Genomic DNA, 25,203 nt, shown 5'->3' on the forward strand with positions numbered 1-25,203 from the left:
TATGCCACACCGTTGGAAGTGTCGGAAGCGTCCGGCGCACTGCGGATGAACGGTAGAAAGGCGAGCACAAGGAGTCATCTACCCGGGGGTAATTGTAACCAAAGGGTGACTTCCAGATACCATGAGGACACTCGTTGGTTACTTACCGCCACGCATCGGCCGGTTCCTCGTTAACCCGAATGGAGCATCCGGGGTGATCGGCCGGCGACCTCAGCGACCGCTGGTGCGGGTGGGAGTGGGTCCACGCGTCCATTCGACGGGGGTTGAACCGAACGGGCCGACCATGGGTGGCCCCTGAGTCACCCCGGCGATGGTGGAGTTGATCGCCAGCGTGTCGGCGAGCTGGAACAGCGGCAGGACGATGTGTTGAGCCCACAGTTTCGGCTCCAGCTCGGCGAGCGCGTCGTTGAGCGGCTTCACACCGGAGAGGGCGTCATCGATCGTCGGCTGAAGCGCCGGGTCGCACACCCCCGCCGGATTGGCCGGGACGATCGGTGCGGCGCTGCCCTTGGTGGCCTGCCCAGGCCGGCAACCGAAGGTCGACGCCAATACCGAGGCGTGGTCCCCGCCGACCGGCATCGGCACCACGGCGATGTCCACACCCACGCTGCCGGAGCTGTCCGTGGCGGGCTGCCCGCTCTGGCTCACCGGCATGGCCAGCAGGGTGGAGAACAGGTCGCGCGGTTGCGGGTTGATCGTGGTGACGGCGATCCCGGCGGCGGTCAGCTCCCGGGCCAGCTCCTTGGCGATGCTCGCGTAGGGCTCCAGGCGTCCGGGCGAGGCGATCACGAGTGTCAGCTGTTTACCGTCCTTCCGCCAGGTGCCCGCCTCCTTGAGATAGCCGGCGCTGTTCAACAGCTCCTCGGCCTTGGCCGGGTCCGGCACGCCGGTGCCGCCGGGGATGGTGGCCGCGTATCCGGGCGCGGACGGCGGAATCACCTGCGCGTCGGCCCGCAGGCTCGCCGACGGACCACCGGAAGTGCCTTCGTCGATCAGCTTGTTGCGGTCGATCAACGCGGCCACTCCGGCTCGCACGTCGTCGTTGGCCAACAGGCCGTTCACCGGCCGCAACAGGACATCGGCCGTGCGCGCGTCCGGGATCGTCTGCAACTGCACTGCGTCGCCGAGCTGCTGGAACAGATTCAGGCCGGCGCTGTCGGTGCGGGACAACACGAACTGGTCGTTGCCGGACAGCAACGCGGCCCGCATGCTCGGCTCGTCCGCACGGCGGAGCACAAGCTGGTCGATCGCCGCGGGCCTGTCCCAGTACCGCTCGTTGCGCTCGAGGATGATCTCACCGCGCGCGTTGTCCAGTTGCTTGATGGAAAACGGGCCGCCATAGGCCGGGAAGCTGGTGGCCAGCGCGCCCTGCCAGCCGCCAGGAGCGTCCTTGAGCAGGTGCGAGGGCAGCAGGTCGGAGAACAGCGTCTGCCAACCCGGGTACGGCTGCGAGAAGGTGACCACCACCCCCTTGCCGCCGTCCTTGGGCTGGATGTCGGAGATCAGCCGGTAGCCCGCCGGCCCGACCACCCCGGGCTGGTCCCGCATCACTTCCCGGAGGTAGGTGAAGTCCTCGACGGCGATCGGCGCGCCATCGGACCAGGAGGCGTCCGGCCGGATCTGGTAGGTCACCGTGAACGGCTCCTGCGAGGTGACCTCGGCCGAGCGCATCAACGTCGGGTCCAGCTGGTACTGGCCTTCGTCGGTAAGCCGGAACACCGAGGGAAGGAGCAGCTGGGACAGCGCGGTGGTGATGCTCGACTGGTCGGCGAGGTTGTGCGGGTTGTAGCCGCCGGCGATGTCGTCGACGCCGATCACGATCTGCGACGGGGTGGTCGCGGTCGAGGACTGGGAGACCGGCGAGGTCACCACCGGCGCGGGCGGCGTCGATGTGCAGGCAGCGAGGGTGGCCGCGAGCGCCAGTACCAGTACCAGTGCTGCCGCTTTGCCACTCTTCCGCAACGCTGCCTCCCCTTGGCGCCGACGTGCCCCGGTGGTGTCACAGGGGCAATTACCGCGGTAACGAGACTGCCAGATCCCCTCCGCAGCCTTCACGGCGGACAAAGGTACCGCCAAAAGGCGGACGCGAGGCAGCGGCTCTCGGTTCCCACGGATACGGTGCGTTCAGCCGGCAAGGCCGGCTTTCACAAGCGGCGGAGCCGCTTACCGTGAGGCCGTCTTTGACAGAGCGGCGTCAGCCGCTTGCGGTGAGGCCGTCTTCCAACAAGCGGTGTCAGCCGCTTGCGGTGAGGCACGCAACCGGCACCCTGCAGCCAAACTCTCACGCACCGCCACGCAAACCAGGCGAAACAGTCTCCGCGGTTAGCTTGCGGCGTCGCGGGACTTGGCTCGAGACCGCTCCTTGGCGCGCTGTGCGCCGTCGAGCGTCACCTTGCGTACCCGGATGGCCTCCGGCCCGACCTCGACACACTCGTCGACCGAGCAGAACTCCAGCGCCTCCTCCAGGCCCAGCTTGCGCGGACGGGCCAGGCGCTCCAGCTCGTCGCCGGTCGACGAGCGCATGTTGGTTAGTTTCTTTTCCTTGGTGATGTTGATGTCGAGGTCCTCGGCCCGCGGGTTCTCACCCACCACCATGCCCTCGTACACGTCGGCGCCCGGCTCCACGAAGAACGTGCCACGATCCGCGAGCTGAATCATCGCGTACCCGGTCACCGGGCCCGAGCGGTCGGCGACCAACGAGCCGCTGTGCCGGGTGCGGATCTCGCCCGCCCACGGGAAGTAGCCCTCGAACACGTGGTTGGCGATGCCGGTGCCGCGGGTCTCGGTCAGGAAGTCGGTGCGGAACCCGATCAGCCCGCGCGCGGGCAGCACGTACTCCAGGCGGATGCGGCCGGAGCCGTTGCCGCCCATGTGCTCCATGCGGCCCTTGCGCGCGGCCAGCAGCTGGGTGATCGCGCCGAGGTGCTCCTCGGGCGAGTCGATGGTCAGCCGCTCGAACGGCTCGTGCACCTTGCCGTCGATGATCCTGGTGACCACCTGCGGCTTGCCGGCGGTCAGCTCGAAGCCCTCCCGCCGCATCTGCTCGACCAGGATCGCCAGCGCGAGCTCGCCCCGGCCCTGCACCTCCCAGGTGTCCGGCCGATCGGTGGGCAGCACGCGGATGCTCACGTTGCCCACCAGTTCGGCGTCCAGCCGCGACTTCACCAGCCGCGCGGTGAGCTTGTCACCGCCGTTGCGCCCGGCCAGCGGGGAGGTGTTGACACCGATGGTCATCGAGATGGCGGGCTCGTCCACGGTGATCCGCGGCAACGCCTCGGGGTGCTCCGGATCGGCCAGCGTGTCGCCGATGGTGATGTCCGGGATGCCCGCGATGGCCACCAGATCGCCGGCCGCGGCCTCCTGCGCGGGCACCCGCGCCAGGCCCTCGGTGACCAGCAGCTCGGAGACGCGGACCTGCTGGGTGCTGCCGTCGGCGCGCAGCCACGCGACGGTCTGGCCCTTGCGCAGCCGGCCGGAGTGGATGCGGATCAACGCGATGCGGCCCAGGAAGTTGGACGCGTCGAGGTTGGTGACCAGCGCGCGCAGCGGGGCCTCGGCGTCGGCGCGGGGCGGCGGCACGTGGCGCAGCAGGGTCTCGAACAGCGGGTCGAGGTTGTCGTCCTCCGGCAGGGAGGCGTCCGCGGGCCGCTCCAGGCTTGCCCGGCCCGCCCGCGCGGACGCATAGACGACCGGCAGGTCCAGCACGGCATCCAGGTCGGCGTCTTCGATGTCGCCGGCGAGATCCAGCAGAAGGTCGTGCGTTTCCTCGACGACCTCGGCGATCCGCGCGTCCGGACGGTCCACCTTGTTCACCACGAGCACGACCGGCAGGCCCGCCTCGAGCGTCTTGCGGAGCACGAAACGCGTCTGCGGCAAGGGGCCTTCGCTCGCGTCGACGAGCAGCACCACACCGTCCACCATGGACAGGCCGCGTTCCACCTCGCCGCCGAAGTCGGCGTGGCCGGGCGTGTCGATCACGTTGATGGTGACCGGGCCGTCCGGGGTCCCCCGGCGGATCGCGGTGTTCTTGGCGAGAATGGTGATGCCCTTCTCGCGCTCCAGCTCACCGGAGTCGAGCACCCGGTCGACGACCTCCGCCCGCTCGGCGAACGCACCGGACTGACGCAGCATGGCATCGACCAGGGTGGTCTTGCCGTGGTCCACGTGTGCCACGATGGCCACATTGCGCAGGTCTGTGCGGACCTTCTGGGCGGTTACTGCGGGCACGCGTAGGCTCCTGTGGTTAGTGCGGGTGGGAGACCGCCTGCGGGCCCCGCGGCCATACGCGGTCGCATTCAGGATACCCGCCGCCCGTCTGTGACCAGCGCCACCGTTGACCCGAAGTGGTGAACGTAGGGCTGAAGGCGCTTTCAAAGTCCATGAGTGGCCCGTTCGTGTCGATTTTTGGGAGTAACGGGTCACTCATACCCGGGAACGCAACGGTGCCGGTGGCCGGTGGCGTCCGGCCTGGGTTATGGTTGCGGGATGAACAGCTTCGTGACCACCTGGTGGCCGCCCGACGGCGGCCCGCGAAGCTGACAATCCTGTCCGATGGCCGCCCGGTGGGCGGCCTTCGTTCTTCCAGGAGTCTTCCCCGGGCGGCAAAACCCCAGGGAAAGCAAACATGAAAGTCTCCGGGATCACCCCCTCCGGCCGTCCGCAGCTCGGCAACTACCTGGGCGCGATCCGGCGCTGGGCGGTCGACGGGTCCGAGCACGACCTCTATTTCATCGGCGACCTGCACGCGATGACCACCACGCACAATCCCGCGAAACTGCGGGCGCAGGCCGACGAGTCGCTGGCCGTGCTCGTCGCGTCGGGAATCTCACCGGAACGGGTGTTCGTGCAGTCCGATCTGGCGCGGGAACTCGGCGCGCTCACCTGGGTGCTGGAATGCACCTGCAGTTACGGCGAGGCGGCCCGGATGATTCAGTTCAAGGAGAAGGCCGACGGGCAGGCCGGCGTCCGGCTGAGCCTGTTCACCTACCCGGTACTGATGGCGGCCGACATCCTGCTGCAGGGCGCCTCGGAGGTGCCGGTCGGCGAAGACCAGAGTCAGCACGTCGAACTGGCCCGGGCGCTCGCGCGGCGCTTCAACGCGACCTACGGCGAGGTGTTCACCGTCCCTCGCGCCGTGCTGCCGCTCACCGGGGCGCGGGTGCGTGACCTGACCGACCCGTCCCGGAAGATGTCGAAATCCAGTCCGGACGCGGGAGGCGTGGTGTTCGTGCTCGATGAGCCCGACCTGATCCGGCGCAAGATCCGGCGCGCGGTGACCGACAGCGGGTCCACCCCGGTCTACGACCCGGACGGGCGGCCCGGCGTGGCGAACCTGCTGGAGATCCTCGCGGCCTGCACCGATCGCAGTCCACGGGACGTGGCGGGCGAGCATGCCACGTATGGCGCCTTGAAGGAGGCCGTCGCCGAGGCAGTGGTCGAGGCGCTACGCCCCGTCCGGGAGCGCACCACCGAACTGCTCGGCGACCCGGCCGAGCTGGCGCGCATCCGCAAGGCCGGTGCCGCCCGCGCGGCCGAACGCGGCGAGCACCGGTTGAACTCGGCGCTGCGGCTCATCGGCGCGACGGCGTCCTGAACCGGAACTCAGCCTCCCGAACCCAGAACTCAGCCTCCCGAACCGGGAACTCAGCCTCCCGAACCGGGAACTCAGCGTCCTGAGCCGGGGACACGCCGGGACTCGGTGTGTCCCCGGCTCAGGCACGCGAGTCCCCGGTCCAGGCACGCGAGTTCCCGGTCCAGGCACGCATGTGCCCGGTCCAGGCACGCATGTGCCCGGTCCAGGCACGCATGTGCCCGGTTCGGGCGCGCGTGTGCCCGGTTGAGCCCGCTAGTCCGTCAGCAGGGACCTCAGCGCGGGCAGGAGCTCGAGGTCGGCCGGGAGCCACGGCACGCTCTCCAGCGAGGAGGCGTGAATCCACCGCAATGCGTGATGCTCCAACGGTTTCGGATCCGCCGCCGGGTCGGCGAGCCGGGCGGCGTAGGCGTGCAACACGAGCCCGGCTCGCAACGGCACCTCGCTGCCCACGCGCTCGCCCACGACCACGTCGACCCCGAGTTCCTCGTGGCATTCCCGGCGCAGGGCGTCCACTTCGGACTCGCCCGGCTCGACCCGGCCGCCGGGCAGCTCCCACCGGCCGGCCACCTCCACCGGGTAGGACCGCTGCTGGGCGAGCAGGGCGCCGCCCCGCACGATGGCCGCACCCACGATGACCTTCACGGGGTGCACACGGTACCGGCACCCACACGGGTGGGCCCTCACGCCCCGGGACCCGCCACGCGCCAGATCACCTGGAACCGCGCGCCGCCCTCGGGGGACTCGCCCACCGAGACCCGGCCGCCGCGCCGCCGCACCGTCTCGGCGACCATCGCCAGCCCGAGTCCGGTCCCGCCGGACGAGCGGGCCCGGTCGTCGGAAACCCGGTAGAACCGGTCGAAGACGCGCCCCCGGTGCTCGGGCGGGACGCCCGGCCCGTCGTCGTCCACCACCACCCGGACCGTGGACCGGCCGGGCAGCACGGAAACCACGATCTGTGAACGCGCGTACCGGCAAGCGTTGCGCAGCAAGTTGTTCAGCACCAGTTCGACCTCGGCCTGCGTGGCATGCGCCCACGCCCGGCCAAGGGGTCCCGACACTCGAGCCGGTGGGGCACCGGGCGGCAACCGGTGCACCGCGGCGCGCGCCTCGGTGACCAGTTCCACCGGCTCGGCCGGGGGCAGCTCGCCCGCGTCCGACCTGGCGAGCGCGAGCAGACCGTCCAGCAGCGCGGACAGCCGTTCGGACTCGGCGAGGATGTCGGCGAGCGTTTCCTGGGCCAGCTCCGGGTCCGGATTGGCCACCGCGACCTCGGCCTGCACCCGGATCGACGCCACCGGAGACCGCAGTTCGTGCGCGGCGTCGCCGGTGAACCGCCGCAACCGCTGCGCGGCCTCCTCCTGCCGGGCCAGCAACGCGTTGAAGTCGGAGGCCAGCGCGCGCAGCTCGTCGTCGGCGTCGGGCAGCGGCAGCCGGCTCCCCGATGGCAGGGCGCGCACCGAGCGCCGCATCCGCCCGACCGGCCGTAGCGCAAGCCGCACCACCATCCAGGTCGCCACCGCGGCCAGCACCGCGCCGATCGACGCCGCCCACAGCAGCCAGTGCGAAGCCATTCGCACCGAGGCGTTGAGCCCGATCAGGCCGGTTCCGGCGACCACGAGACGCGGCGTGCCCTCCGGCGTGAACACGACGGAGCCCAGCCACCGCACCCGCGGCTGATCCGCGCCGGTGTTGAGCGGCTGCCCCGCCTTGAGCGTGCGGACCTCAAGCGCGTCGAGGCCGGTCGCCGGGCCGCCGTCGACCGGCGAACCGGCGATGTCGAGCACGCGGAGGGTGACCCCGTCCACCGGGCCGGGCAGCCGTCCCGCCGACACGGCCGCCGTCGCCGGGGCCAGGGCCTGCGCGAGTTCGTTGTCCGCCGACTCCATCCGCAGCGGCCCGAGCCCGCGGCCGGCGACCACCGCCAGCCCGAGCAGGGCGGCCAGCGTGACCGCCGCCACCGACACGGTGATCCGCAGCCACATCGGCCGGCGGCTCCACAGCGCGGCCGGCGAAGGCATTCGTGGCCGTGATCGCGCCTGGATCGGCAAGGCTTCCGTCCGTGCCGGCTCGCCGGCCTGGCGCGACCGAACCCGCTCAATGGTCACCCGGACAGAACCTCGTCGAGCTGTGGATCCGAAGCCAGGTAGCCGTGCCCGCGCACGGTGCGCACCAGCGACCCGGCGCCCACTGCGTCGAGCTTGCGCCGCACGTAGCCGACGTACACCTCGACGACGTTGCGCGTGGCCGCCTGCTCGTCACCCCACACCGCGCGCAGCAACTCGTCCTTGGTCACCACCGTGCCTGCCCGCCCGACCAGCACCTCCAGCAGCCCGAACTCGCGCGGGCTCAGCGCGACCGGGTCATCGTGCCAGCGCACCTCGCGGGTCGCCCGGTCCACCACCAGCCCGCCGATCCGCAGCGGGCCACGGCCCTGACCCTCCTGCTGCGCACGGCGCAGCACCGCACGCACCTGCGCGACCAGCACCACGAACGAGAAGGGCTTGACCAGGTAGCCATCGGCGCCCAGATCGAGCCCGTCCGCCTGATCTATCTCGCCGTCCTTCGCCGACACCAGCAGCACGGGCGTGGAGATTCCCTCCGCGCGCAACCGCTGAAGCACGCGGTAACCGGACAAGCCCGGCAGCATGATGTCCAACAGCAGTACATCGAACGAGCCGGTCTGGGCGAGCCGCAGCCCGCTCGGCCCGTCCACCGCGGTAACGACGTCCATACCCTCCGCGCGCAGCCCACGCTGCAATGCCTTGCGCACACCGGGTTCGTCGTCCACCACCAGCACTCGAGGCTTCACACGCCCAAGACTGCCGTGAAGTCCAGCGAAAAGTCGAATCGGTTGCCGCCTCTTTCCGCCGATAATGCCCGTATTCTCAGCACTCTCTCAGCCCGATCGCCTGGCGCGGCGCTTTCTCAGGTCGATCTCAGAACCCGTCGAGCATCGTGATCGCAGGGGAAAGAGCACACTGAGGGTGCTCGCCGACACAGGAAGAGACTGAGGATGCAAGCGAAGACGAAGGCGATCACAGCGGCGGTGACCGGGTGCGCGCTGGGCGTGGGCGGGCTGGCATGGCTCGCGATGCCGGCCAGTGCGGGCGAGGCTCCGCCCTCACTCCCGCCGGTCAGCGCCGAGGAGCTGGTGCAGTCGGTGCTGTCGACCACGACTCCCGCGCTCGACGGAACCGTGCAAGTGACCAACAACCTCGGGCTGCCGACGTCCACACTGCCGGGCGGTACCAGCCTGAACATCGACTCGGCCCACGTCTACAACGACGGCAACGGCAACTCCAAGCTGTCGGTGCAGCAGGGAGACGCCGACACGACCGTCGTGCACAACGGCACCACGGTCTGGACGTACCAGTCGAAGGACAACAAGGCGACCAAGGTCACCGTGCCCGCCGACAAGTGGGATTCGAAGGCCGAAACCTCCGACCCGGCGGCCATGGCCAGCCAGCTGGTCGCGAAGATCCGGGAAACCAGCACGGTCAACATCGAGGGCACCGCGCGGGTCGCCGGCCGGGCCGCCTACGAGGTGGTGCTCACGCCCAAGCCGACCGAGCGCACGCTGCTGCGCGAGATCCGCATCGACGTGGACGCCGAGAAGCGCGTGCCGCTGCGGCTGGCCGTGATGTCCAACGGCACCGACAAGCCGGCGCTGCAGGTCGGGTTCACCGACGTCCAGTTCCGCGCGCAGCCCGCGAGCGAGTTCCAGTTCACCCCGCCCCAGGGCGCGAAGGTGACCGAGGAGCAGGCCAACATGCCGGAGCCCAACCGCGCCGAGGGGATGACCAAGCTCGTCGGCGACGGCTGGGACACCGTGCTCACCGGCTCCATGCCGGCCACCGCGCTGCAGCCGCAGCAGCAGGGCAAGGGCAAGTACGGGCAGCAGGCCGACCCGCAGCAACTGCTGCAGCGCTTCGCCAAGCCGGTCAGCGGCCCGTTCGGGACCGGCTACGTGTTCAGCACGACCGCCGGCACGGCGTTGCTCACCGACGACGGCCGGTTCGCCATCGGCGCGGTGCCCGAGCAGGTGCTGATCGAGGCGCTGGGGTCGAAGTGACTTCAGCGGCATCCGGGGTGACCGTCTCGAATGAGGCGGTCACCCCCGCTCCGGCGCTGGCCGCGCGGACCAGGGGGCTGCGCAAGGTGTACCGGAGCACGGTGGCGGTGGACCAGGTGGATCTGGAGGTGCCCGAGGGCGCCGTGCTGGGCATGCTGGGCCCCAACGGGTCCGGCAAGACCACGACCATCCGGATGCTGCTCGGCCTGGTCCGGCCCACCGAGGGCGAGGTGGAACTGCTCGGCCAGCCGATGCCCGAAGGGGCCGGCTGCGCGCTGCCGGATGTGGGCGCGCTGGTGGAAGGGCCGGGCTTCCACCCGTTCCTGTCCGGCTGGGAGAACCTGTACCGGGCCGCCGCCGCGGAACCCCGACTGTCCGATCCGGACCGGAAGGGCGCGGTGTCGGATGCGCTGGAACGCGTCGGGCTGGCCGGCGCGGCGCACCGGCGCTACCGCGCCTACTCGCTGGGCATGAAGCAGCGCCTCGGGCTCGCGGCCGCGCTGCTGGTGCCCCGGCGCCTGGTGGTGCTGGACGAGCCGACCAACGGGCTCGACCCGGCAGGCACCCGGGAGATCCGCAAGATCATCGGCGAACTCCATGCGGAGGGGGTCACCGTACTGGTGTCCTCACACCTACTCGCCGAGGTCGAGGCCACCTGCACGCACGTCGCCGTGCTCCACGACGGCATGATCGTCGCCCAGGGCGAACTGGACGAGTTGCTGGAGTCGGGCAGCGCGGGCCTGCTGGTGTCCACACCGGACGGCGACCAGGCCTTGGGGGCGTTGCGGGACAACAGGATTCCCGGCAAGCTCACCCGAGACGGAGTCCGGGCCGATCTGACCGCGGCCACCGCGCCACAGGTGGTGGCGGCCCTGGTGAACGCCGGGGTGGCGGTGTACGAGGTGCGCCGCGAGCGCACCGGGCTGGAGGACCTGTTCGCCCGGCTCACCCAGCACGAGGAGACCGGACCGCACAGTCTGTCCGAAGTGGACGAGGTGACCACATGACGGCGATGGCCGTGACCGCGCCGAAGGCGGCGCACGTCGGGATGTTCCGGCTCTACCGGGCCGAGTTGCGGTGGATCTTCCGTCGCCCGCGGACCCTGGTCGTGCTCGGGCTCCTCGCGATCATCCCCGCGGTGATCGGGACAGCGCTGGCCATCGGCCGCGCGACCAACAATGGCCCCGGCAACGGCGGCGAGGCGCTGCTCACCTCGGCCACCGGGAACGCGCTGGCCCTGCCCATCGCCGCGCTCATGGTGTCGCTGAACCTGATGCTGCCGCTGACCAGCGCCATGTCGGCCGGAGACGCACTGGCCGGCGAGCTGACGCACGGCACGCTGCGGGGCTGGCTGCTGGCTCCGGTGAGCCGGGGCCGGCTGCTGGCCGTGAAGGCGCTAGGCGTGGCCACGTTCACCCTGGCCTCGACGGTGCTGATGGCGATCGTCGGCGTGATCACCGGGTTGGTGATGAACGGTACCGGCGGGCTGTTCACCCTGTCCGGCACCACACTCTCGTTCCCGCAAGCGATGGGCAACGTGGCGCTCGCGGCGGTCTGGGTAACGCTCCAGCTGTGGGCGATCGGGGCGGTGGCGCTGGCGATCTCCGCATGCACCGAACATCCGATGCTGGTGGTGGTCTCGGTGCTGGCCGGCACGATCGTGTTCACCGTGCTGCTCCTGCTGTCCGCTGTGGACTGGCTGCACCCGTTCCTGTTGCCGCGTTCCTGGGACTCGCTCGTCGACGTGCTGCGCGATCCGATTCCCAGCGCGGGCCTGACCGAGGGAGCCGTCCGCGCGCTGTGCTACATCGTGATCGGGCTGTCCCTCGCCTACGCGCGCCTGTCCACCCGTGACGGCTGAGACTTGCGCGGGTAGCCAGCGGAGTGACTTCCGGTGTCTCATGGAGCACATGGCAGAGTTACTTAACGACGAAGAGATCTCGGACGCGTTGACGAAGCTGCCCACCTGGCAGCGCGAGGGCGACTCCATCACGCGCACCGCGGAGCTCGCCAGCTTCGGCCAGGCGATGGAGGCGGTGAACCGGGTCGCCGAGCTCGCGGAGAGCGTCAACCACCACCCGGACATCGACATCCGGTGGCGGAACGTGACCTTCCGGCTCAGCACGCACTCGGCCGGCGGGCTGACCGCCAAGGACGTCTCCCTCGCCGAGCAGATCGACGAGACCATCGACAACCTGTGATCCCGGCGCCCGGGCAACCCCCGGGTGAGCGTCACCGGCCACGTGGGCGCGACGCTCGCCAGCGACCGTCTCGACGTGAAGGTCAAGGCGACGCAGAGGGGACGCGCGATGGCGAAAATCATGGTCAGGGCGGGCCGAAAGCTGGCCGGCTTGGCCCTGCTCTTCACCCTGTCGATCCTGTCCACACCGGCTTTCCTGGGCACCGCACAGGCCGCGGAGAGCGCGAGCACCGCACCAACGACCCAAAGTGCGCGGCGCGTGCCTCCGGCGGCTCCCGCGAGCGACACGCGGGTGATCGTCGTGGGCGCGGTGGTGCTGGCGATAATCGTCGGGATCGCGGCCGCGGTGTTGTGGTACGCGTCGCGTCATCGTGATCCGCTCAGGTGAGGCTCCCGATGGCGTGAACCGGGAACTCACTGACCCCAATCGGGAACTCAGGGTCCTCAATCGGGAACTCGGCGTCCCCGGGCGGGGACACGCGTGCCTGAAGCGGGGACACGCCTAGCTGCGGTTGGCGAGCACGATGTAGGTCACGATCGCGCCGATGACCAGGACCGCGGTGACGACCGCCAGAGTGATCTTGAGAGCGCTGTAGGGACGTTCGCCCCGCACCTCGCCGGTACGGCCGTTGATGAACACGTGGAACCGCTTGCCGCCGTAGATGTAGAACGCGACCCAGACCGGCAGCAACATCAGCTTGAACGTCACGTCCGCGTAGCTGGTATCGACCCGGTCGACGCGCTGTTGGTCACCGCCGATGTCGTGGCGGCAATCGTCGTGGATCACCGGCGCCATCCGGCGTTTGGCCTCCTCCAGGCCGACCTCCGGCTCCACGTCGTAGCGGAGGGTGTGATACCCCGCGAGGTACTGCGCCTGGAACGGAACCGCGTCTCGCAGCGGCCACGGCGCCAGCTCGTCGAGCCGCTTCACCGGCACGTACCCGGTTCCCGGCACCAGAACGTCATCGAAGAACCGGCTGACCGTGCCGCTGGCCGGGTACCAGCGGGTCCGGCGAACCTGCCGGGTGCGCCGGTTTCCGTTGCTGTCGGTGTAGTGCTCGGTCACGTAGTAGTACTGGCCGCGTGCGCCGGTGTACCGCGAGGTCGTGTTCGCGTCGTAGGTCCAGTGCGGCAGGTAGGTGCCCTTGGTGGACTCCGCTTCCGAGACCTTCTTCAGTGCCGACGGTGCGAACCGGCGGGACGAGACCCACCCACGCAGCGCGAGCCGCATGCCGCCGGTATCGACGGCGAAGGGCAGCACCGCTTCCGGCAGGATCTGGCCGACCGCCGCCGGGTCCACCACGAGTGGTGCAGAGCAGAACTGGCACCGCCCGGACAGCTCGTTGCTCTGAGTCCGGGCACCACACTGCTGACAGAGGAGCTCGTGCGTTCCCACCGTGCCGACCGGCTTGCGGGGCAGCGTCGCCAGCTCGGCGATCGGATGCTCCAGCACCGGCCGGTGGTCCGCCTGGATCTGCTGCTCGTACCCGCAGTACGGGCAGCGCAGCACGGTGGTGCCGGGAGCGAACTCGACGCGGGCACCACAACCACCGCACGGGTAGGACTGTGGCGACACCGACGGATACGAGGTCTCTGTCATCGCCTCTCCTCCGCGGGTTTGCGCGCGACCGTGTCCTGTGGGGGTTCAGCCTCCACGCCCCGACCGAGGGCAAACCGCCAGACGCTCTGCCTTGCGGGGGCTCCGCCCCCACACCCCCGACTGGGGGCAAGCCCCCAGACCCCCTTGACCGTGTCGACGAAGCGCTGCATAGAGGGTCGGGTCAGGTCCACGACGCGGGCGCCGCGCGGCCCCGAGAGCGGGACAAAGGCGCGCGCTCGGTGGTCACCGTGGTTGCCGCGACTTGCCACAGGGAGTGTCATGCTCAGGCCTGCGGCGGCAGGGGCGGCGGGGTGCTGCCCAGCAACGTCGCCAGCTCCGGCACCTGCGCGGCCGGCACCCAGCCCGCCATCCCCGTCTTCCAGACCAGCGTGGCCGGGGTGAGCGTGCCATCCGCAACGTGCGCGGCGAGCGCGCCGTGGTCGAACGGCCCCAACTGCTGGCCGTTCGCGCCCAGATACCACTGATCGGTGGTGGGCAGCGGCGGCGGTGCGGACGTTGGTTGCGGTGCGGGCGCCGGTGGTTGCGCTGCCGGCGCGGGTTGCGCGAGACCGGCCGCCATCTGCTGGCCCAGCGCCACGCCCATGCCGATCCCGAGTCCCTCGCCGGCCCCGCCACCCGGGTTGTTCGCCGCGTCGCCGATGGCGTTCGCGGTCTGGAACCTCGTGTACTGGCCGAGGTCGCCGAGGATGCCCATCTGGGTCCGCTTGTCCAGCGCCGCCTCGACCTCCGGCGGCAGCGAGATGTTCTCGACGACGAACTTCGCGATCTGGATGCCGCTGCCGGTCAGCTCCTGGTTGAGCACCCCGGCCAGCCGGTCGCCGATCTCACCCTGGCGAGCGGCCAGGTCGAGCATCGGGACCCCGGCGTTGGCCAGCGCGGTCCCGAGCCGGCCGACGATGAGCTGCCGCAGGAACTCCGACACCTCCTCGGTGCGAAACTCCGGATCGGTGCCGACCAGCTCGCGCAGCAGGGTCGGCGGATCGACCACGCGCACGGCGAAGGCGCCGAAGGCCCGCAGCCGGACCATGCCGAACTCGGGGTCCCGCAGGATGACCGGGTTCTGGGTGCCCCACTTCAGGTCGGTGAACTGGCGGGTGTTGACGAAGTAGACCTCGGCCTTGAACGGCGACTGGAAGCCGTATTTCCAGCCCTTCAAGGTGGACAGGATCGGCATGTTCTGCGTCTGGAGCGTGTACGTGCCGGGAGCGAAGGCATCGGCGATCCGGCCCTCGTTGACGAACACGGCCGACTGGGACTCACGGACGATGAGCTTGGCGCCCATCTTGATCTCGTTCTCGTAGCGCGGGAAACGCCAGACGATCGTGTCGCGGCTGGCGTCCAGCCACTCGATGATGTCGATCAGCTCGCCGCGGAGCTTGTCCATGAAACCCACGTGGGTTCCCCCCTCGTCACCTCGCCGCTGTCCGGCCGACCATAGCAAAAAGGGCCCGGACCGAAAGCAATATCGGCTGAGGTCCTGACCTGCGCATGCGAGGCGACCCCGGCTCACGATGCGGCTTTCCGCGCTATGCCGCGGAAAGCCGACCACCATTACGTTTCTCTGCGTGAGGAATCGCTCAGGCCGACTGGTCCTTGGCGAGCCAGGCCGCGACCTGGGTCCGCGTGCTGAAGCCGAGCTTGGCCAGGATGTGGTCGACGTGGCTGTCCACGGTGCGTCGCGAAATCACCAGCGCATCGGCGATCTCCCGGTTCGTCCTGCCCGCCGCGACCAGCTCGGCAACCTGCCGCTCCCGCTTGGTCAACACCGCCGGCGCGTCTTCCGGCTTCGGCTCCGCCGCGGGAGGAGGCACCTGCTCACCCAGTGCGAAGGCGAACGCTTCCTGCGACGACAGCTGCGCGCCACGCTGTTCGGCGGTCCGATAAGCCCGCTCACCCAGCGCGGCGCGGGTGCGCTCGATGGCTTGCGTGTGCCAGTTGAGCAGCCTGTCGAAGCCGAACAGCGGCTTGCCGATCGCCTGCCACCGCCTGCCCGCCGCACCGAACAGCACCGCCGCCCGCCGCGGATCGTCTTCCGCGATCGCCACCCAGCCGAACACCTCCATGCAGAACGGGATGCCCAACTGGTCGTCGAACTGCTCCATCGTCCGCAAAGACTCGTGGAGTTCGGCGGCAGCTTCGGCGTGCTGCCCTATTTCCCAGCGCACCACGCCGAGGTTCCAGGCCGTCCACGACAAGGCCCAGCGCTCGCCCTGCGCGGCACAGATCGCCTTGCCCTCGTTCAGCAGGTCCACCGCGTCGCCGACCCGGCCCTCCATCATCGCGACCCTCGCGAGTTGCGAGAAGATGATCAGAGCCGGCGCGGTCCACTGGCCGCGCCGACGATGCCGGGACAGCGCGTCCGAAAGCAGGGGCATCGCGCGATCGAGGTTGTTGAGAAAGGTCTCGGCTCCGCCGAGGAACTGGAGCACGTAGGTGAGGTCGGTCTCGTCACTCACCTGTCGCGCCAGATCGCGCGCTTCGGTGAGCAGACCGACACTCGCCGCGTTGTCCCCCTGGAGGAACGCGACCCACCCGGTCTGCCAAAGCGCCCTGGCCCGTTCCTGACTCGGCTCCGGATTGGTCGCCAGCGCCTTTTCCAGCCAGTGCCGGCCGTCGCGCACCCGGCCGCAACCGACCCAGTACAGCGCCAACGCCGAGGCCAGGCGCAGGCCGTCCATCGCCTCGCCGGGCGCGGTAAAGCAGTACTCCAGCGCCTCCCACGCATTGGGCCACTCGGCCCGCAACCGCTTCGCCCACTCGACCTGCCGGTGCCCGTGAGAGTCCACACTGGCCTGCTCGGCGAGCTGGAGATAGCAGTCCCGGTGCAGACGGCGTAGCCGGTCCTGCTCACCGGCCTCGGTCAGGCGTTCCGCGCCGTACTGGCGGATCGTCTCCAGCATGTGGTACCGCACGAGCGAGCCGTGGTCCTCGCGGGCGAGCACGGACTTGTCGACCAGTCCGGCGATTCCGGTGAAGATCTCCTCCTCGCCCAGCCCATCACCCGCGCACACGCATTCCGCGGTGTCCAGGTCGAAATCACCGGCGAACACCGAACACCGTGCCCACAGCACTCGTTCCTGCTCGGTGCACAGGTCGTAACTCCAGTCCACCGCCGCTCGCAAGGTCTGGTGACGCGGCAACGCCGCTCGGTTACCGGCGGTCAACAAGTCGAACCGGTGTTCCAAACGCGACAGAATCTGCTCGACCGACAGCATCCGGACCCGCACCGCGGCCAGTTCCAGTGCCAACGGCACCCCGTCCAGCCGTTGGCACAGCCGGATCACCGCCTTGGCGTTGTCCTCGCTCAACGTGAACCCCGGCACCGCGGCCGCGGCCCGGTCCTCGAACAGCCGCACCGCCTCGAACCGGCGCGCGCCCTCCGGCCCCGAGCGGGTCGTGCGCGGCACCGTCAACGGCGAAACGGGCCACACATGCTCCGCGGCGATCCCCAGCGGCTCCTGGCTGGTCGCCAGTACCCGGAGCCCGGGTACGGCCGACAACAACGTGTGCGCCACCTTGCCGGCCGCCTCCAGCACGTGCTCGCAGTTGTCCAGCACGATCAGCATGCGCTTATCGGCCAGGAAGTCCGCCAGCACCGCTTCGTCGTCTCGCGCCGATTGCACCAGCACGCCCAACTCGGCCATCAACGCCGACGGCACTTCCACGGGATCGTGCACATTCGCCAGCTCGACCAGGCAGACACCATCGGGGAACGCCCGGCGCAACTCGCCGACGACGTGCAATGCCAACCGTGACTTGCCGACGCCGCCGACCCCGGTCAGGGTCACCAGGCGCGAGTTCGACAGGGCACGCTTGATCCCGGCCGTCTCGTGCCGACGTCCCACAAAGCTCGTCATCTCACTGGGCAGTCCCACACTGTCCCGGCGTAACATCTTTGCCACACAAATCACCAGACGGTCCAGGCTACGCCGGTCTCCGGCGCCTGACCTGCCACGATACGTTCGCTGTGACGAAGGAAACGCATTCGGAACCGAGCGTCGCCGGTCGTGCGCGCAGGGCTGGAGACGGAACTCGGGCCGCGGAACCCGGAACTCAAGCGCCAGAACCGGGGACATGGACGCCTGAGCCGGGAACTCGGGCGCCGGAACCGGGAACTCGGGCGCCGGAGCCGGGGACACAGGGGCCGGGAGCGCGGGACTCGCGAAAACTGAAAACCGGTGCTGCCGGCTAGCCCTTGGACTTCGTCGGGGTGCCGTGCCGGAACTCGACCACGTCGCCGTCGGCCATCACGTAGTCCTTGCCCTCCATCCGCACCTTGCCCGCGGCGCGGGCGGCGGCGACCGAACCGGCCTCCACCAGGTCGTCGAACGAGACCACCTCGGCCTTGATGAAGGCGCGTTCGAAGTCGGAGTGGATCACCCCGGCGGCCTGGGGCGCGGTGGCGCCCTTCGGGATGGTCCAGGCCCGCGCCTCCTTGGGCCCCGCGGTGAGGTAGGTCTGCAGGCCGAGGGTGTGGAACCCGGCACGGGCCAGCGCGTGCAGGCCGGGCTCGGCCTGGCCGACCGACTCCAGCAGCTCCCGGACGGCCTCCTCGTCGTCCAGCTCCAGCAGTTCGGCCTCGACCTTGGCGTCGAGGAAGACCGCGTCGCCGGGCGCGACGAGCTTGGTCAGTTCCGCACGCCTGTCCTCGTCGGTGAGCACACCCTCGTCGGCGTTGAACACGTACAGGAACGGCTTGGTGGTGAGCAGGCTCAGCTCGCGCAGCAGATCGGCGTCGACTTCGTCGGCGGCGGCGAACAACGTGCGGCCGGAGTCGAGGATTTCCTTGGCCCGCTGCGCGTTCTCCAGTGCCGGCCGGCTCTCCTTCCGGGTGCGCGCCTCCTTTTCCAGGCGGGGCAATGCCTTCTCCAGCGTCTGCAGGTCGGCGAGGATCAGCTCGGTGTTGATCGTCTCGATGTCAGACGACGGGTCGATGTTCCCGTCGACGTGCACCACGTCCGGGTCGTCGAACACCCGGATGACCTGGCAGATGGCGTTGGCCTCGCGGATGTTCGCGAGGAACTTGTTGCCCAGCCCGGCCCCCTCGGACGCACCCTTGACGATGCCCGCGATATCCACAAAGGACACCGTGGCCGGCACGATCTTCTCGGAGTGGAAGATCTCGGCGAGCTTGGTCAGCCTGTCGTCGGGCAACGGCACGACACCGACGTTGGGCTCGATGGTGGCGAACGGGTAGTTCGCGGCGAGCACGTCGTTTCGGGTCAGCGCGTTGAACAGAGTGGACTTGCCGACGTTGGGCAGGCCTACGATGCCGAGGGTCAGACTCACGACTTCCGAGTCTAGAGACTGTTTCGACGCGGCTTGCGTGGCGGTGCGGGTAGCGGAACCCGAGGCGGCTGTGTTCTCTGGGGTCCCCCCGACTGGCAGCAAGCGCCCAGACCTCCTTGGCTCCGGGATCGCCTCCTCCTGAATGTCCAATTCACCACGTCGAAGCTGTCCTCGCCAGGAATCACCCGCCCGTCTCCCACCACCCTCAACGGAGGCGCTACAGCCTCAATCCAGAACCCGCGGCGGTGCAGGCTGACGGCCCCACGGCAAGCGGCTCCGCCGCTTTTATAGGCGGCCCGGCACCGGCGAGGCGCACCGGCACCGCGGGCGGTGGGTGACGTCGGATTTCCGCCAGCCGGGGCTGACCTGGGGTGGCACCATCGAGTTCATGAGCACGGAGTGGGCACTGTGGCGCGACGCCGAACGCTGCTACCGCGCGGTCGCCTCGCGTGACGCACGGTTCGACGGACAGTTCATCACGGCGGTGAAGACCACCGGCATCTACTGCCGCCCGTCCTGCCCCGCGGTCACCCCGAAGGCCACCAACGTTCGGTTCTACCCCACGACCGCGGCAGCACAGGCGGGCGGTTTCCGGGCATGCCGGCGCTGCCTGCCCGACGCGGTGCCGGGGTCACCCGACTGGAACCTGCGCGCCGACCTGGCCGCCCGCGCGATGCGGCTGATCGCCGACGGCACCGTGGAGCGCGAAGGGGTGCCGGGGCTGGCCCGGCGGCTCGGCTATTCGGAACGTCAGCTCGGCCGGGTCCTCACCGCCGAACTCGGCGCCGGTCCGCTCGCGCTGGCCCGGGCGCACCGGGCGCATTCCGCCCGGCTGCTCATCGAGCTGTCCGAGCTGCCCCTGACCGACGTCGCCTTCGCCGCCGGGTTCGCCAGCGTCCGGCAGTTCAACGACACCATCCGCGAGGTGTTCGCACGCACCCCCTCGCAGCTGCGCGCCGCGGCGACCCACCGGCGCGACCGCGCGGCCAGCGCGGACACCGCTACCAGCACGGGCACGGGCACCGCTATCGCCACCGGCACCGGCACCGGCACCGGCACCAGGCTCAGCCTGCGCCTGCCGTACCGGCCGCCGTTCGACGCGGCCGGGCTGTTCCGCTTCCTCGCCGACCGGGCCGTGCCCGGCGTGGAGGCCATGCAGGACGGCGGTTACGGCCGGACACTCCGGCTGCCCCACGGCCCGGCCACCGTCCGGCTCACGCCACGGGATGGACACGTCCGGTGCGAACTGAGCCTCGCCGACGTGCGGGACCTCGCCAGCGCGGTCGCCAGGGCCCGCCGCCTGCTCGACCTGGACGCCGACCCGGCGGCCGTCGCTGACGTGCTGGGCGCGGACCCCCTGCTGGCGCCCGCGGTCGCCGCCGCCCCCGGTATCCGGGTGCCTGGTGCGGTCGACGGCTTCGAGCTGCTGTTGCGCGCCATGCTCGGGCAGCAGGTTTCGGTCGCCGCGGCCCGCACCGCCGCCGGCCGGCTGGCCGCGGCCCTCGGCGAAACACCGGACGGCGACGAGGAGAGCCTCACCCACCTGTTCCCCACCGCGGAGGCGGTGGCCGAACGAGGGCGCGAGGTGCTGCGCGGACCGCGGCAGCGGGTCGAGGCGATCTGCGCGATGGCCGAGGCGGTGGCCTCCGGTGCCGTGGAGGTGCATGTCGGCCGGGACCCGCGGGAATTGCGCGCCGAGCTGCTTGGCTTGCGCGGCGTCGGCCCGTGGACCGCCGACTACGTGGTGATGCGCGTGCTCGGCGCTCCCGATGTGCTGCTCACCGGCGACCTCGTCGTGCAGAAGGGCGCGGCCACGCTGGGCATCCTCGACCTGCCCACCCACGCCCGGTCCTGGCGCCCGTGGCGTTCCTACGCTGGCATGTACCTCTGGCGCAGCGCCTGATCCCACCCCAGACCCGCGCATCCCCACCCCAGACCCCCGAGTTCCCAGCTCAGGCGCCCGTGTCCCCGCTTCAGGCACCCGAGTTCCCGACTCAGGTCACCGAGTCCCCGGCTCAGGTCACCGAGTCCCCGGCTCAAGTGCGCGTGTCCCCGACTCAGGCGCCCATGCCCCCGCTTGAGGCGTCCAAGTTCCCGCTTCAGGCGTCCGAGTTCCCGGCTCAGGCGCGCGTGTCCCCGATTCAGGCGCCCGAGTTCCCAGCTCAGGTCAGTGTGTCCCCGACTCAGGCGCCTGAGTTCCCGGTTCCGGGGTGTGATCGAGGTCGGTGCGCGAACGCAACCCGGGTTCGACGGGACTCAGGCGGTCATCTCCACCGTCGAACCGACGCGCGACTTGCGCACCCGCAGCCGGGTCGGGATGCGCTGCCGGAGCTCCTCCACATGTGACACGAGCCCAACCACCCGGCCACCGGCCCGCAGCTCGTCGAGGATGTTCATCACCACGTCCAGGGTCTCGGCGTCGAGCGTGCCGAAACCCTCGTCGACGAACAGCGTGTCCAGCAGCGCACCGCCAGTCTCCGCGGCTACGACGTCCGCGAGACCGAGCGCAAGGGAGAGCGAGGCGAGGAAGGATTCCCCGCCGGACAGGGTCTTCGCGGGACGGATCCGCCCGGAGTAGTCGTCCAGGACATCGAGCCCGAGCCCGCCACGCGTGCCGTGCGCGCCCGCCGCGTCGGAGTGCACGAACGAATAGCGGCCCTGGCTCATCTTCCGCAGCCGTGCGGTGGCCGCCACCGCGACCTCTTCCAGCCGCGCGGCCAGCACGTACGAGCGCAGCGACATCTTCCGGGCGTTCTGCCCGCGACCGTTGACGACGTCGGTCAACGCGTCGAGTTCCGCGAAGGCTTCCTCGGCGGGGGCCAGTTCGCGGCCCACCGTCTCCAGGCGTCGCGTGAGCCCCGTCAGCTCGTCGGATCTGGTGCTCGCCGCCCGCAACGTGGCGGCCGCGGCTTCGGCCCGTTCACGCGCGGATTTCGCGGCTTCGACGGCCGACGCCACGTCCACGTCGTCGTCCGGGCTGACCCCGGCCAGCTCTGGTTCGGCCAGCGTCGCGACGGCGGCGGCCTCCTCGGCCGCGGCCTCCGACAGCTGCTTTTCCAGCCGTGCCACCGTTTTCTCGTCACGGACCGCGGCTCGCATCGCCTCGACGGTCGCGAAATCAACCCGCGCCAACGCCTCCCGCACCGCGGCCCGTTGCTGGTCCAGTCCTTCCCGCACGCTCGCGCACGCCGACCTGGCTTCGACGAGTGTGTCGATCGCCCGCACCAGCCGCACGAGGTACTCGCGGCGAGCGCCGACGTCGGAGTGTTCGCCGCGCGCCTCGTCGAGCCGGCGGGCACGTTCCGCGACGAGCTCGGCCAACGCGTGCCGTTGGGTCTCGGCGGCCGTCGCCGCCTGCTCGGCGGATCGACGCTGCTCGGCGAAGTCGCCGGCTTCCTCGTCCATGGCCTGGACCTTGCTTGCCAGCTTCGCCTTCGCGCCCGCCAGCCCGGCCAGCCGCACAAGTTGTTCTTTCAGCGCGGCGAGTTCCGCGTTCAGCTCCTCGCCGGTGCGTCCGCGTAGCCGCTCCCGCAGCGCGGCCAGCCTGGTCTCCGCCGCATGCCGGGCAGTCTCGGCCGCCTTGCGCCGGCTCTCCGCCCGGTTCTCGGCTTCTTCCGCGGCCGCTTCCCCTGCCCGGTCGACCTGCTCGCCGGCAGGCCGGGCCAGGGCCGGATGCGCTTCGGAACCGCAGACCGGGCAGGCGGCGCCGGCGGCCAGCCCGGCGGCCAGTTCGGCGGCCATCCCGTCGAGCCGCAGCTCCCGCAGCCGGAGCCGGTACTCGCGTGCCTGAAGGTGCTGCTCGTGCGCCTGCCGCAGATCTTCGCCCGCCTTGGCGAGCGCACGCTCGGCCTCGGGCAGGGTCGCCGCGTCCCGGACCGCGGCGACCAGTTCGGTTTTCCGCTCCCGCAGCGCTTCCAGCTTCACCTCGGCCTCGGTGGCCGCATCCAGTCGCAGCCTCAGCTCGCGAACCTGCTCCGGGATGCCGGCCAGCTTCTCCGACAACACCTCGGCCCGCGCGCGCTCCCGTGCCGCGGTCTCGCCGAGCCGTGCGAGCTCCCGCCGGTCCCGGTGTTGCTGGTCGGCCTCGGCGACCAGCCCGGCCAGCGCCCCGGCCTCTTCCCGCAGCTTCCCGGCGTGCCGGCGCAACTCCACGATGTCCGCGCCGGTTTCGGCGTAACCGGTGGCCGCCAGCTCGCGGACGCGAAGCTCCTCGGTGCGCCGGGCCTGCTCCAGCTGTGCCGCAAGCCGATCGGCCTGCGTGACGGCGCCGATCACCGTGTCCGCCCGCCTGGCCGCCGCGACCTCGTCGGCCCACCGGGAGCGTTCGGCCTCCCCCGCGGCCAGGCTCGCCAGCCGCTGGTGCGCGGCGCGCACGCGCTGGACCCGTTCCGCGGCGATCCGCCGGCCGGCCAGCTCCTGCTCGGCGGTCTCGCGTGCCGAGACGGCCGCCGTCCGCGCGACCTCCGCCTCTGTCACGGCCTGCTCCGCGCGATGCCGGACATCGGCGACCCAGGCGGAAACGTCGGCCTCCGGCGGGTCCTCGCCGGCCACCTGCGCGAACCGGGCCAGCCACTCGCGCCGTTCGCCCCGGCGGCGCTCCAGCTCCCGCTTGCGCTCGACGCGCAGGTCACGGAACCACGCCTCGACGTCGGCGAACCGTCTGGTGCCGAACAGCTTCTCCAGCAACCGTTCCCGTTCGCTGGTGTCGGCGCGCAGGAACTTCGCGAACTCGCCCTGCGGCAGGAGAACGACCTGAAAGAACTGGGCGGCGTTCATGCCGAGGAGCCGCTCCACCGTCCGGCCGACCTCGTCGATCCGGATGAGCCCGTCCGGCGAGTGGCCGGCCGGTGCCCCGTCGAGCCAGCTCAGCGACGCCTTGGCGGGTTGCGTGGTGGTGCCATCGCCGCGCCGCTTCGGCCGCTGGTACTCGGGACTGCGCACCAACCGGATTCGCTGGCCCTGCACGGTCAGTTCGAGCGCGACCTCGGTCGGATCATCCGCCCCCGCCAGGTCGCACCGTAGCCGTTTCACCTCGCCCCGGGCGCCGGGCACCGACCCGAACAGCGCGAAGGCCACCGCATCGAGCAGCGTCGTCTTGCCCGCGCCCGTGTCGCCGTGCAAGAGGAACAACCCGTCCGCGCCGAGCGCGTCGAAGTCCACGATTTCGCGTGCCCGGTAGGGCCCGAACGCGGAGACTTCCAGACGGTGCAGTCTCATCAGTCCCCCTTGCCCGCGGCTTGCAAGGCCCGCCGCAACAACCCGCGTTCGCGCTCGTTGGGCGGCGCACCACGGCAGTCGGCGAGGAAGCTGTCCGCGATCTCGCCGTCCGACCGGCCGCGCACCGCCTCCGCGTACCGCAGGACCGCGGCGGTGCCGTGCTCCGGTTGCCAGTCGAGGTGCACCGCGAACGGGAACCGCTCGCGCAGGCGGCGCATCGCGTCGATCGGGCGGACCGGGTCGGTGAGCGTGATCGAAAGGTAGCAGTCCACCAGACCGGCGTGCTCGTCGCCGGACAGCAACTCGTCGAGGCGGCCGGACAGCCTGGCCAGCCGGCGGGGCACCGGTAGCTCGTGCCGCCGGACCCCGGCCAGGCCGCCGGCGTCGAGGTCCACCAGCCACACCGATTTTCGTTGCGCCGCTTCGGAAAACGAGTAGGCCACCGGGCTGCCCGAGTAGCGCAGGCCCTCGGCGAGGGTCTGCGGGCCGTGCAAGTGTCCTAACGCGACATAGTCGGCGCCGTCGAAGACCGCGCCCGACACCTGCTCCACACCGCCCGACGAGATCGGCCGTTCCGACTCGGTCCCCTTGCCACCGTTGACAAAGGCATGCGCGAGGACGACCGACCGAGTCCCCGGCGCGCGGTTCGCCAGATCGGCGCGAACGCGGCGCATCGCCTCACTCAGCACACCGGTGTGCCCCTTCGCCCCGGGCGCATCGAGCGCGTGCCGCGCCGGTTCCGGCTCCAGGTAGGGAATCCCGTAGATCGCGACCGGCCCGTGCGCGTCCGCGAGCAGCACGGGATCGTCGATCCGGTCGATCTCGGTACGCAGGTGGAGGCCGCCCGCCGCGGCGAACTCGCCGAACGCACCGAGCCTGGCCGCCGAGTCGTGGTTGCCGGAGGTGATCACCAGCTCCGCCCCGGCGCGCCGGATCCGCGCCATGGCCCGCGTGGCCACCCGCACCGCCTCCGCCGCGGGCACCGCCCGGTCGTAGACGTCGCCCGCGACGAGCACCACGTCGACCGCCTCGGCCGTCACCAGGTCCGCGAGGTGCCCGAGCACGGCGTCCTGCTCGGCGAGCAGGTCCGCACCGTGGAAGGTACGGCCCACGTGCCAGTCGGAGGTGTGCAGGAATCTCACGGGCACAAGCTAGGGGGGATCATCGCCGGAAACACGGCACCACGCCGTCTCCGCGTGTCCCCGGTTCCG

At 70.6% G+C, this 25,203-nt stretch carries 18 protein-coding genes; 7 read left to right on the forward strand and 11 right to left on the reverse strand.

What is annotated here, in order from left to right; genetic code table 11:
* Nucleotides 1-210 precede the first annotated feature (210 nt).
* Entirely contained in the window at nucleotides 211-1,962 is a 1,752-nt protein-coding gene (locus A3CU_RS0114950; protein ID WP_027942983.1) for an ABC transporter family substrate-binding protein, read from the reverse strand.
* 360 nt (nucleotides 1,963-2,322) lie between these two features.
* Nucleotides 2,323-4,227: a translational GTPase TypA gene (gene typA / locus A3CU_RS0114955; protein ID WP_027942984.1), complete on the reverse strand. Its 1,905-nt coding sequence runs from the start codon at nucleotides 4,225-4,227 to the stop codon at nucleotides 2,323-2,325.
* Nucleotides 4,228-4,624: 397 nt separating this feature from the next.
* Here typA and trpS point away from each other — a divergent pair, with 397 nt between their 5' ends.
* Nucleotides 4,625-5,593 (forward strand): tryptophan--tRNA ligase, encoded by a 969-nt coding sequence (gene trpS, locus A3CU_RS0114960; protein ID WP_027942985.1) that lies wholly within the window; start codon nucleotides 4,625-4,627, stop codon nucleotides 5,591-5,593.
* Nucleotides 5,594-5,845: 252 nt separating this feature from the next.
* Here the strand turns inward: trpS and A3CU_RS0114965 are convergent, their stop codons facing one another.
* The 3 genes from A3CU_RS0114965 to A3CU_RS0114975 form a co-directional block, all read right to left on the reverse strand.
* Nucleotides 5,846-6,235, reverse strand: a complete 390-nt coding sequence (locus A3CU_RS0114965; RefSeq protein ID WP_027942986.1) for a (deoxy)nucleoside triphosphate pyrophosphohydrolase — start codon at nucleotides 6,233-6,235, stop codon at nucleotides 5,846-5,848.
* A gap of 38 nt (nucleotides 6,236-6,273) precedes the next feature.
* Complete coding sequence (locus A3CU_RS0114970; protein ID WP_027942987.1) at nucleotides 6,274-7,611, reverse strand: ATP-binding protein; 1,338 nt, start codon at nucleotides 7,609-7,611, stop codon at nucleotides 6,274-6,276.
* Between the two features lie 83 nt (nucleotides 7,612-7,694).
* The gene (locus A3CU_RS0114975; protein WP_084143278.1) at nucleotides 7,695-8,402 is read right to left on the reverse strand and encodes a response regulator transcription factor; all 708 of its coding nucleotides are present in this window, start codon (nucleotides 8,400-8,402) and stop codon (nucleotides 7,695-7,697) included.
* 204 nt (nucleotides 8,403-8,606) lie between these two features.
* Between A3CU_RS0114975 and A3CU_RS0114980 the strand changes: the two genes are divergently transcribed.
* Genes A3CU_RS0114980 through A3CU_RS0115000 form a run of 5 tightly spaced genes read left to right on the forward strand, consistent with a single transcriptional unit; the run spans nucleotide 8,607 to nucleotide 12,253 of the window.
* Entirely contained in the window at nucleotides 8,607-9,665 is a 1,059-nt protein-coding gene (locus tag A3CU_RS0114980) for a LolA family protein (protein WP_027942989.1), read from the forward strand.
* Between the two features lie 17 nt (nucleotides 9,666-9,682).
* Nucleotides 9,683-10,672, forward strand: a complete 990-nt coding sequence (locus A3CU_RS44850; RefSeq protein ID WP_245617092.1) for an ABC transporter ATP-binding protein — start codon at nucleotides 9,683-9,685, stop codon at nucleotides 10,670-10,672.
* Nucleotides 10,669-11,526 carry an ABC transporter permease gene (locus A3CU_RS0114990; RefSeq protein WP_027942990.1) on the forward strand — a complete coding sequence of 286 codons (858 nt, stop codon included), beginning with the start codon at nucleotides 10,669-10,671 and terminating at the stop codon, nucleotides 11,524-11,526. Before A3CU_RS44850 ends, A3CU_RS0114990 begins: the two co-directional genes overlap by 4 nt.
* 49 nt (nucleotides 11,527-11,575) lie before the next feature.
* Nucleotides 11,576-11,866 (forward strand): 4a-hydroxytetrahydrobiopterin dehydratase, encoded by a 291-nt coding sequence (locus tag A3CU_RS0114995; protein WP_027942991.1) that lies wholly within the window; start codon nucleotides 11,576-11,578, stop codon nucleotides 11,864-11,866.
* Nucleotides 11,867-11,890: 24 nt separating this feature from the next.
* Entirely contained in the window at nucleotides 11,891-12,253 is a 363-nt protein-coding gene (locus A3CU_RS0115000; protein ID WP_027942992.1) for a hypothetical protein, read from the forward strand.
* 114 nt (nucleotides 12,254-12,367) lie between these two features.
* Here A3CU_RS0115000 and A3CU_RS0115005 read toward each other — a convergent pair whose 3' ends face one another.
* The 4 genes from A3CU_RS0115005 to ychF all read right to left on the reverse strand — a co-directional run bounded on the left by A3CU_RS0115005 (nucleotide 12,368) and on the right by ychF (nucleotide 18,775).
* On the reverse strand, nucleotides 12,368-13,465 hold the full coding sequence (locus A3CU_RS0115005; protein WP_027942993.1) for a TFIIB-type zinc ribbon-containing protein: 1,098 nt from the start codon (nucleotides 13,463-13,465) through the stop codon (nucleotides 12,368-12,370).
* A 283-nt stretch (nucleotides 13,466-13,748) separates the two neighbouring features.
* Nucleotides 13,749-14,870 (reverse strand): SPFH domain-containing protein, encoded by a 1,122-nt coding sequence (locus tag A3CU_RS0115010; protein ID WP_245617114.1) that lies wholly within the window; start codon nucleotides 14,868-14,870, stop codon nucleotides 13,749-13,751.
* Nucleotides 14,871-15,063: 193 nt separating this feature from the next.
* On the reverse strand, nucleotides 15,064-17,343 hold the full coding sequence (locus A3CU_RS0115015) for an ATP-binding protein (RefSeq protein WP_245617093.1): 2,280 nt from the start codon (nucleotides 17,341-17,343) through the stop codon (nucleotides 15,064-15,066).
* A gap of 331 nt (nucleotides 17,344-17,674) precedes the next feature.
* Nucleotides 17,675-18,775 (reverse strand): redox-regulated ATPase YchF, encoded by a 1,101-nt coding sequence (ychF, locus tag A3CU_RS0115020; protein ID WP_027942996.1) that lies wholly within the window; start codon nucleotides 18,773-18,775, stop codon nucleotides 17,675-17,677.
* Nucleotides 18,776-19,163: 388 nt separating this feature from the next.
* Here ychF and A3CU_RS0115025 point away from each other — a divergent pair, with 388 nt between their 5' ends.
* Nucleotides 19,164-20,678 (forward strand): AlkA N-terminal domain-containing protein, encoded by a 1,515-nt coding sequence (locus A3CU_RS0115025; protein ID WP_043841237.1) that lies wholly within the window; start codon nucleotides 19,164-19,166, stop codon nucleotides 20,676-20,678.
* A 353-nt stretch (nucleotides 20,679-21,031) separates the two neighbouring features.
* Here the strand turns inward: A3CU_RS0115025 and A3CU_RS0115030 are convergent, their stop codons facing one another.
* On the reverse strand, nucleotides 21,032-23,992 hold the full coding sequence (locus A3CU_RS0115030) for an AAA family ATPase (RefSeq protein ID WP_027942998.1): 2,961 nt from the start codon (nucleotides 23,990-23,992) through the stop codon (nucleotides 21,032-21,034).
* Nucleotides 23,992-25,134 (reverse strand): exonuclease SbcCD subunit D, encoded by a 1,143-nt coding sequence (locus A3CU_RS0115035; RefSeq protein ID WP_027942999.1) that lies wholly within the window; start codon nucleotides 25,132-25,134, stop codon nucleotides 23,992-23,994. The genes A3CU_RS0115030 and A3CU_RS0115035 overlap by 1 nt, the downstream gene beginning before the upstream one ends.
* Nucleotides 25,135-25,203: the final 69 nt, after the last annotated feature.

The sequence above is a fragment of the Amycolatopsis taiwanensis DSM 45107 genome, assembly GCF_000519205.1.
GTDB classification, from domain to species: Bacteria; Actinomycetota; Actinomycetes; order Mycobacteriales; family Pseudonocardiaceae; genus Amycolatopsis_E; species Amycolatopsis_E taiwanensis.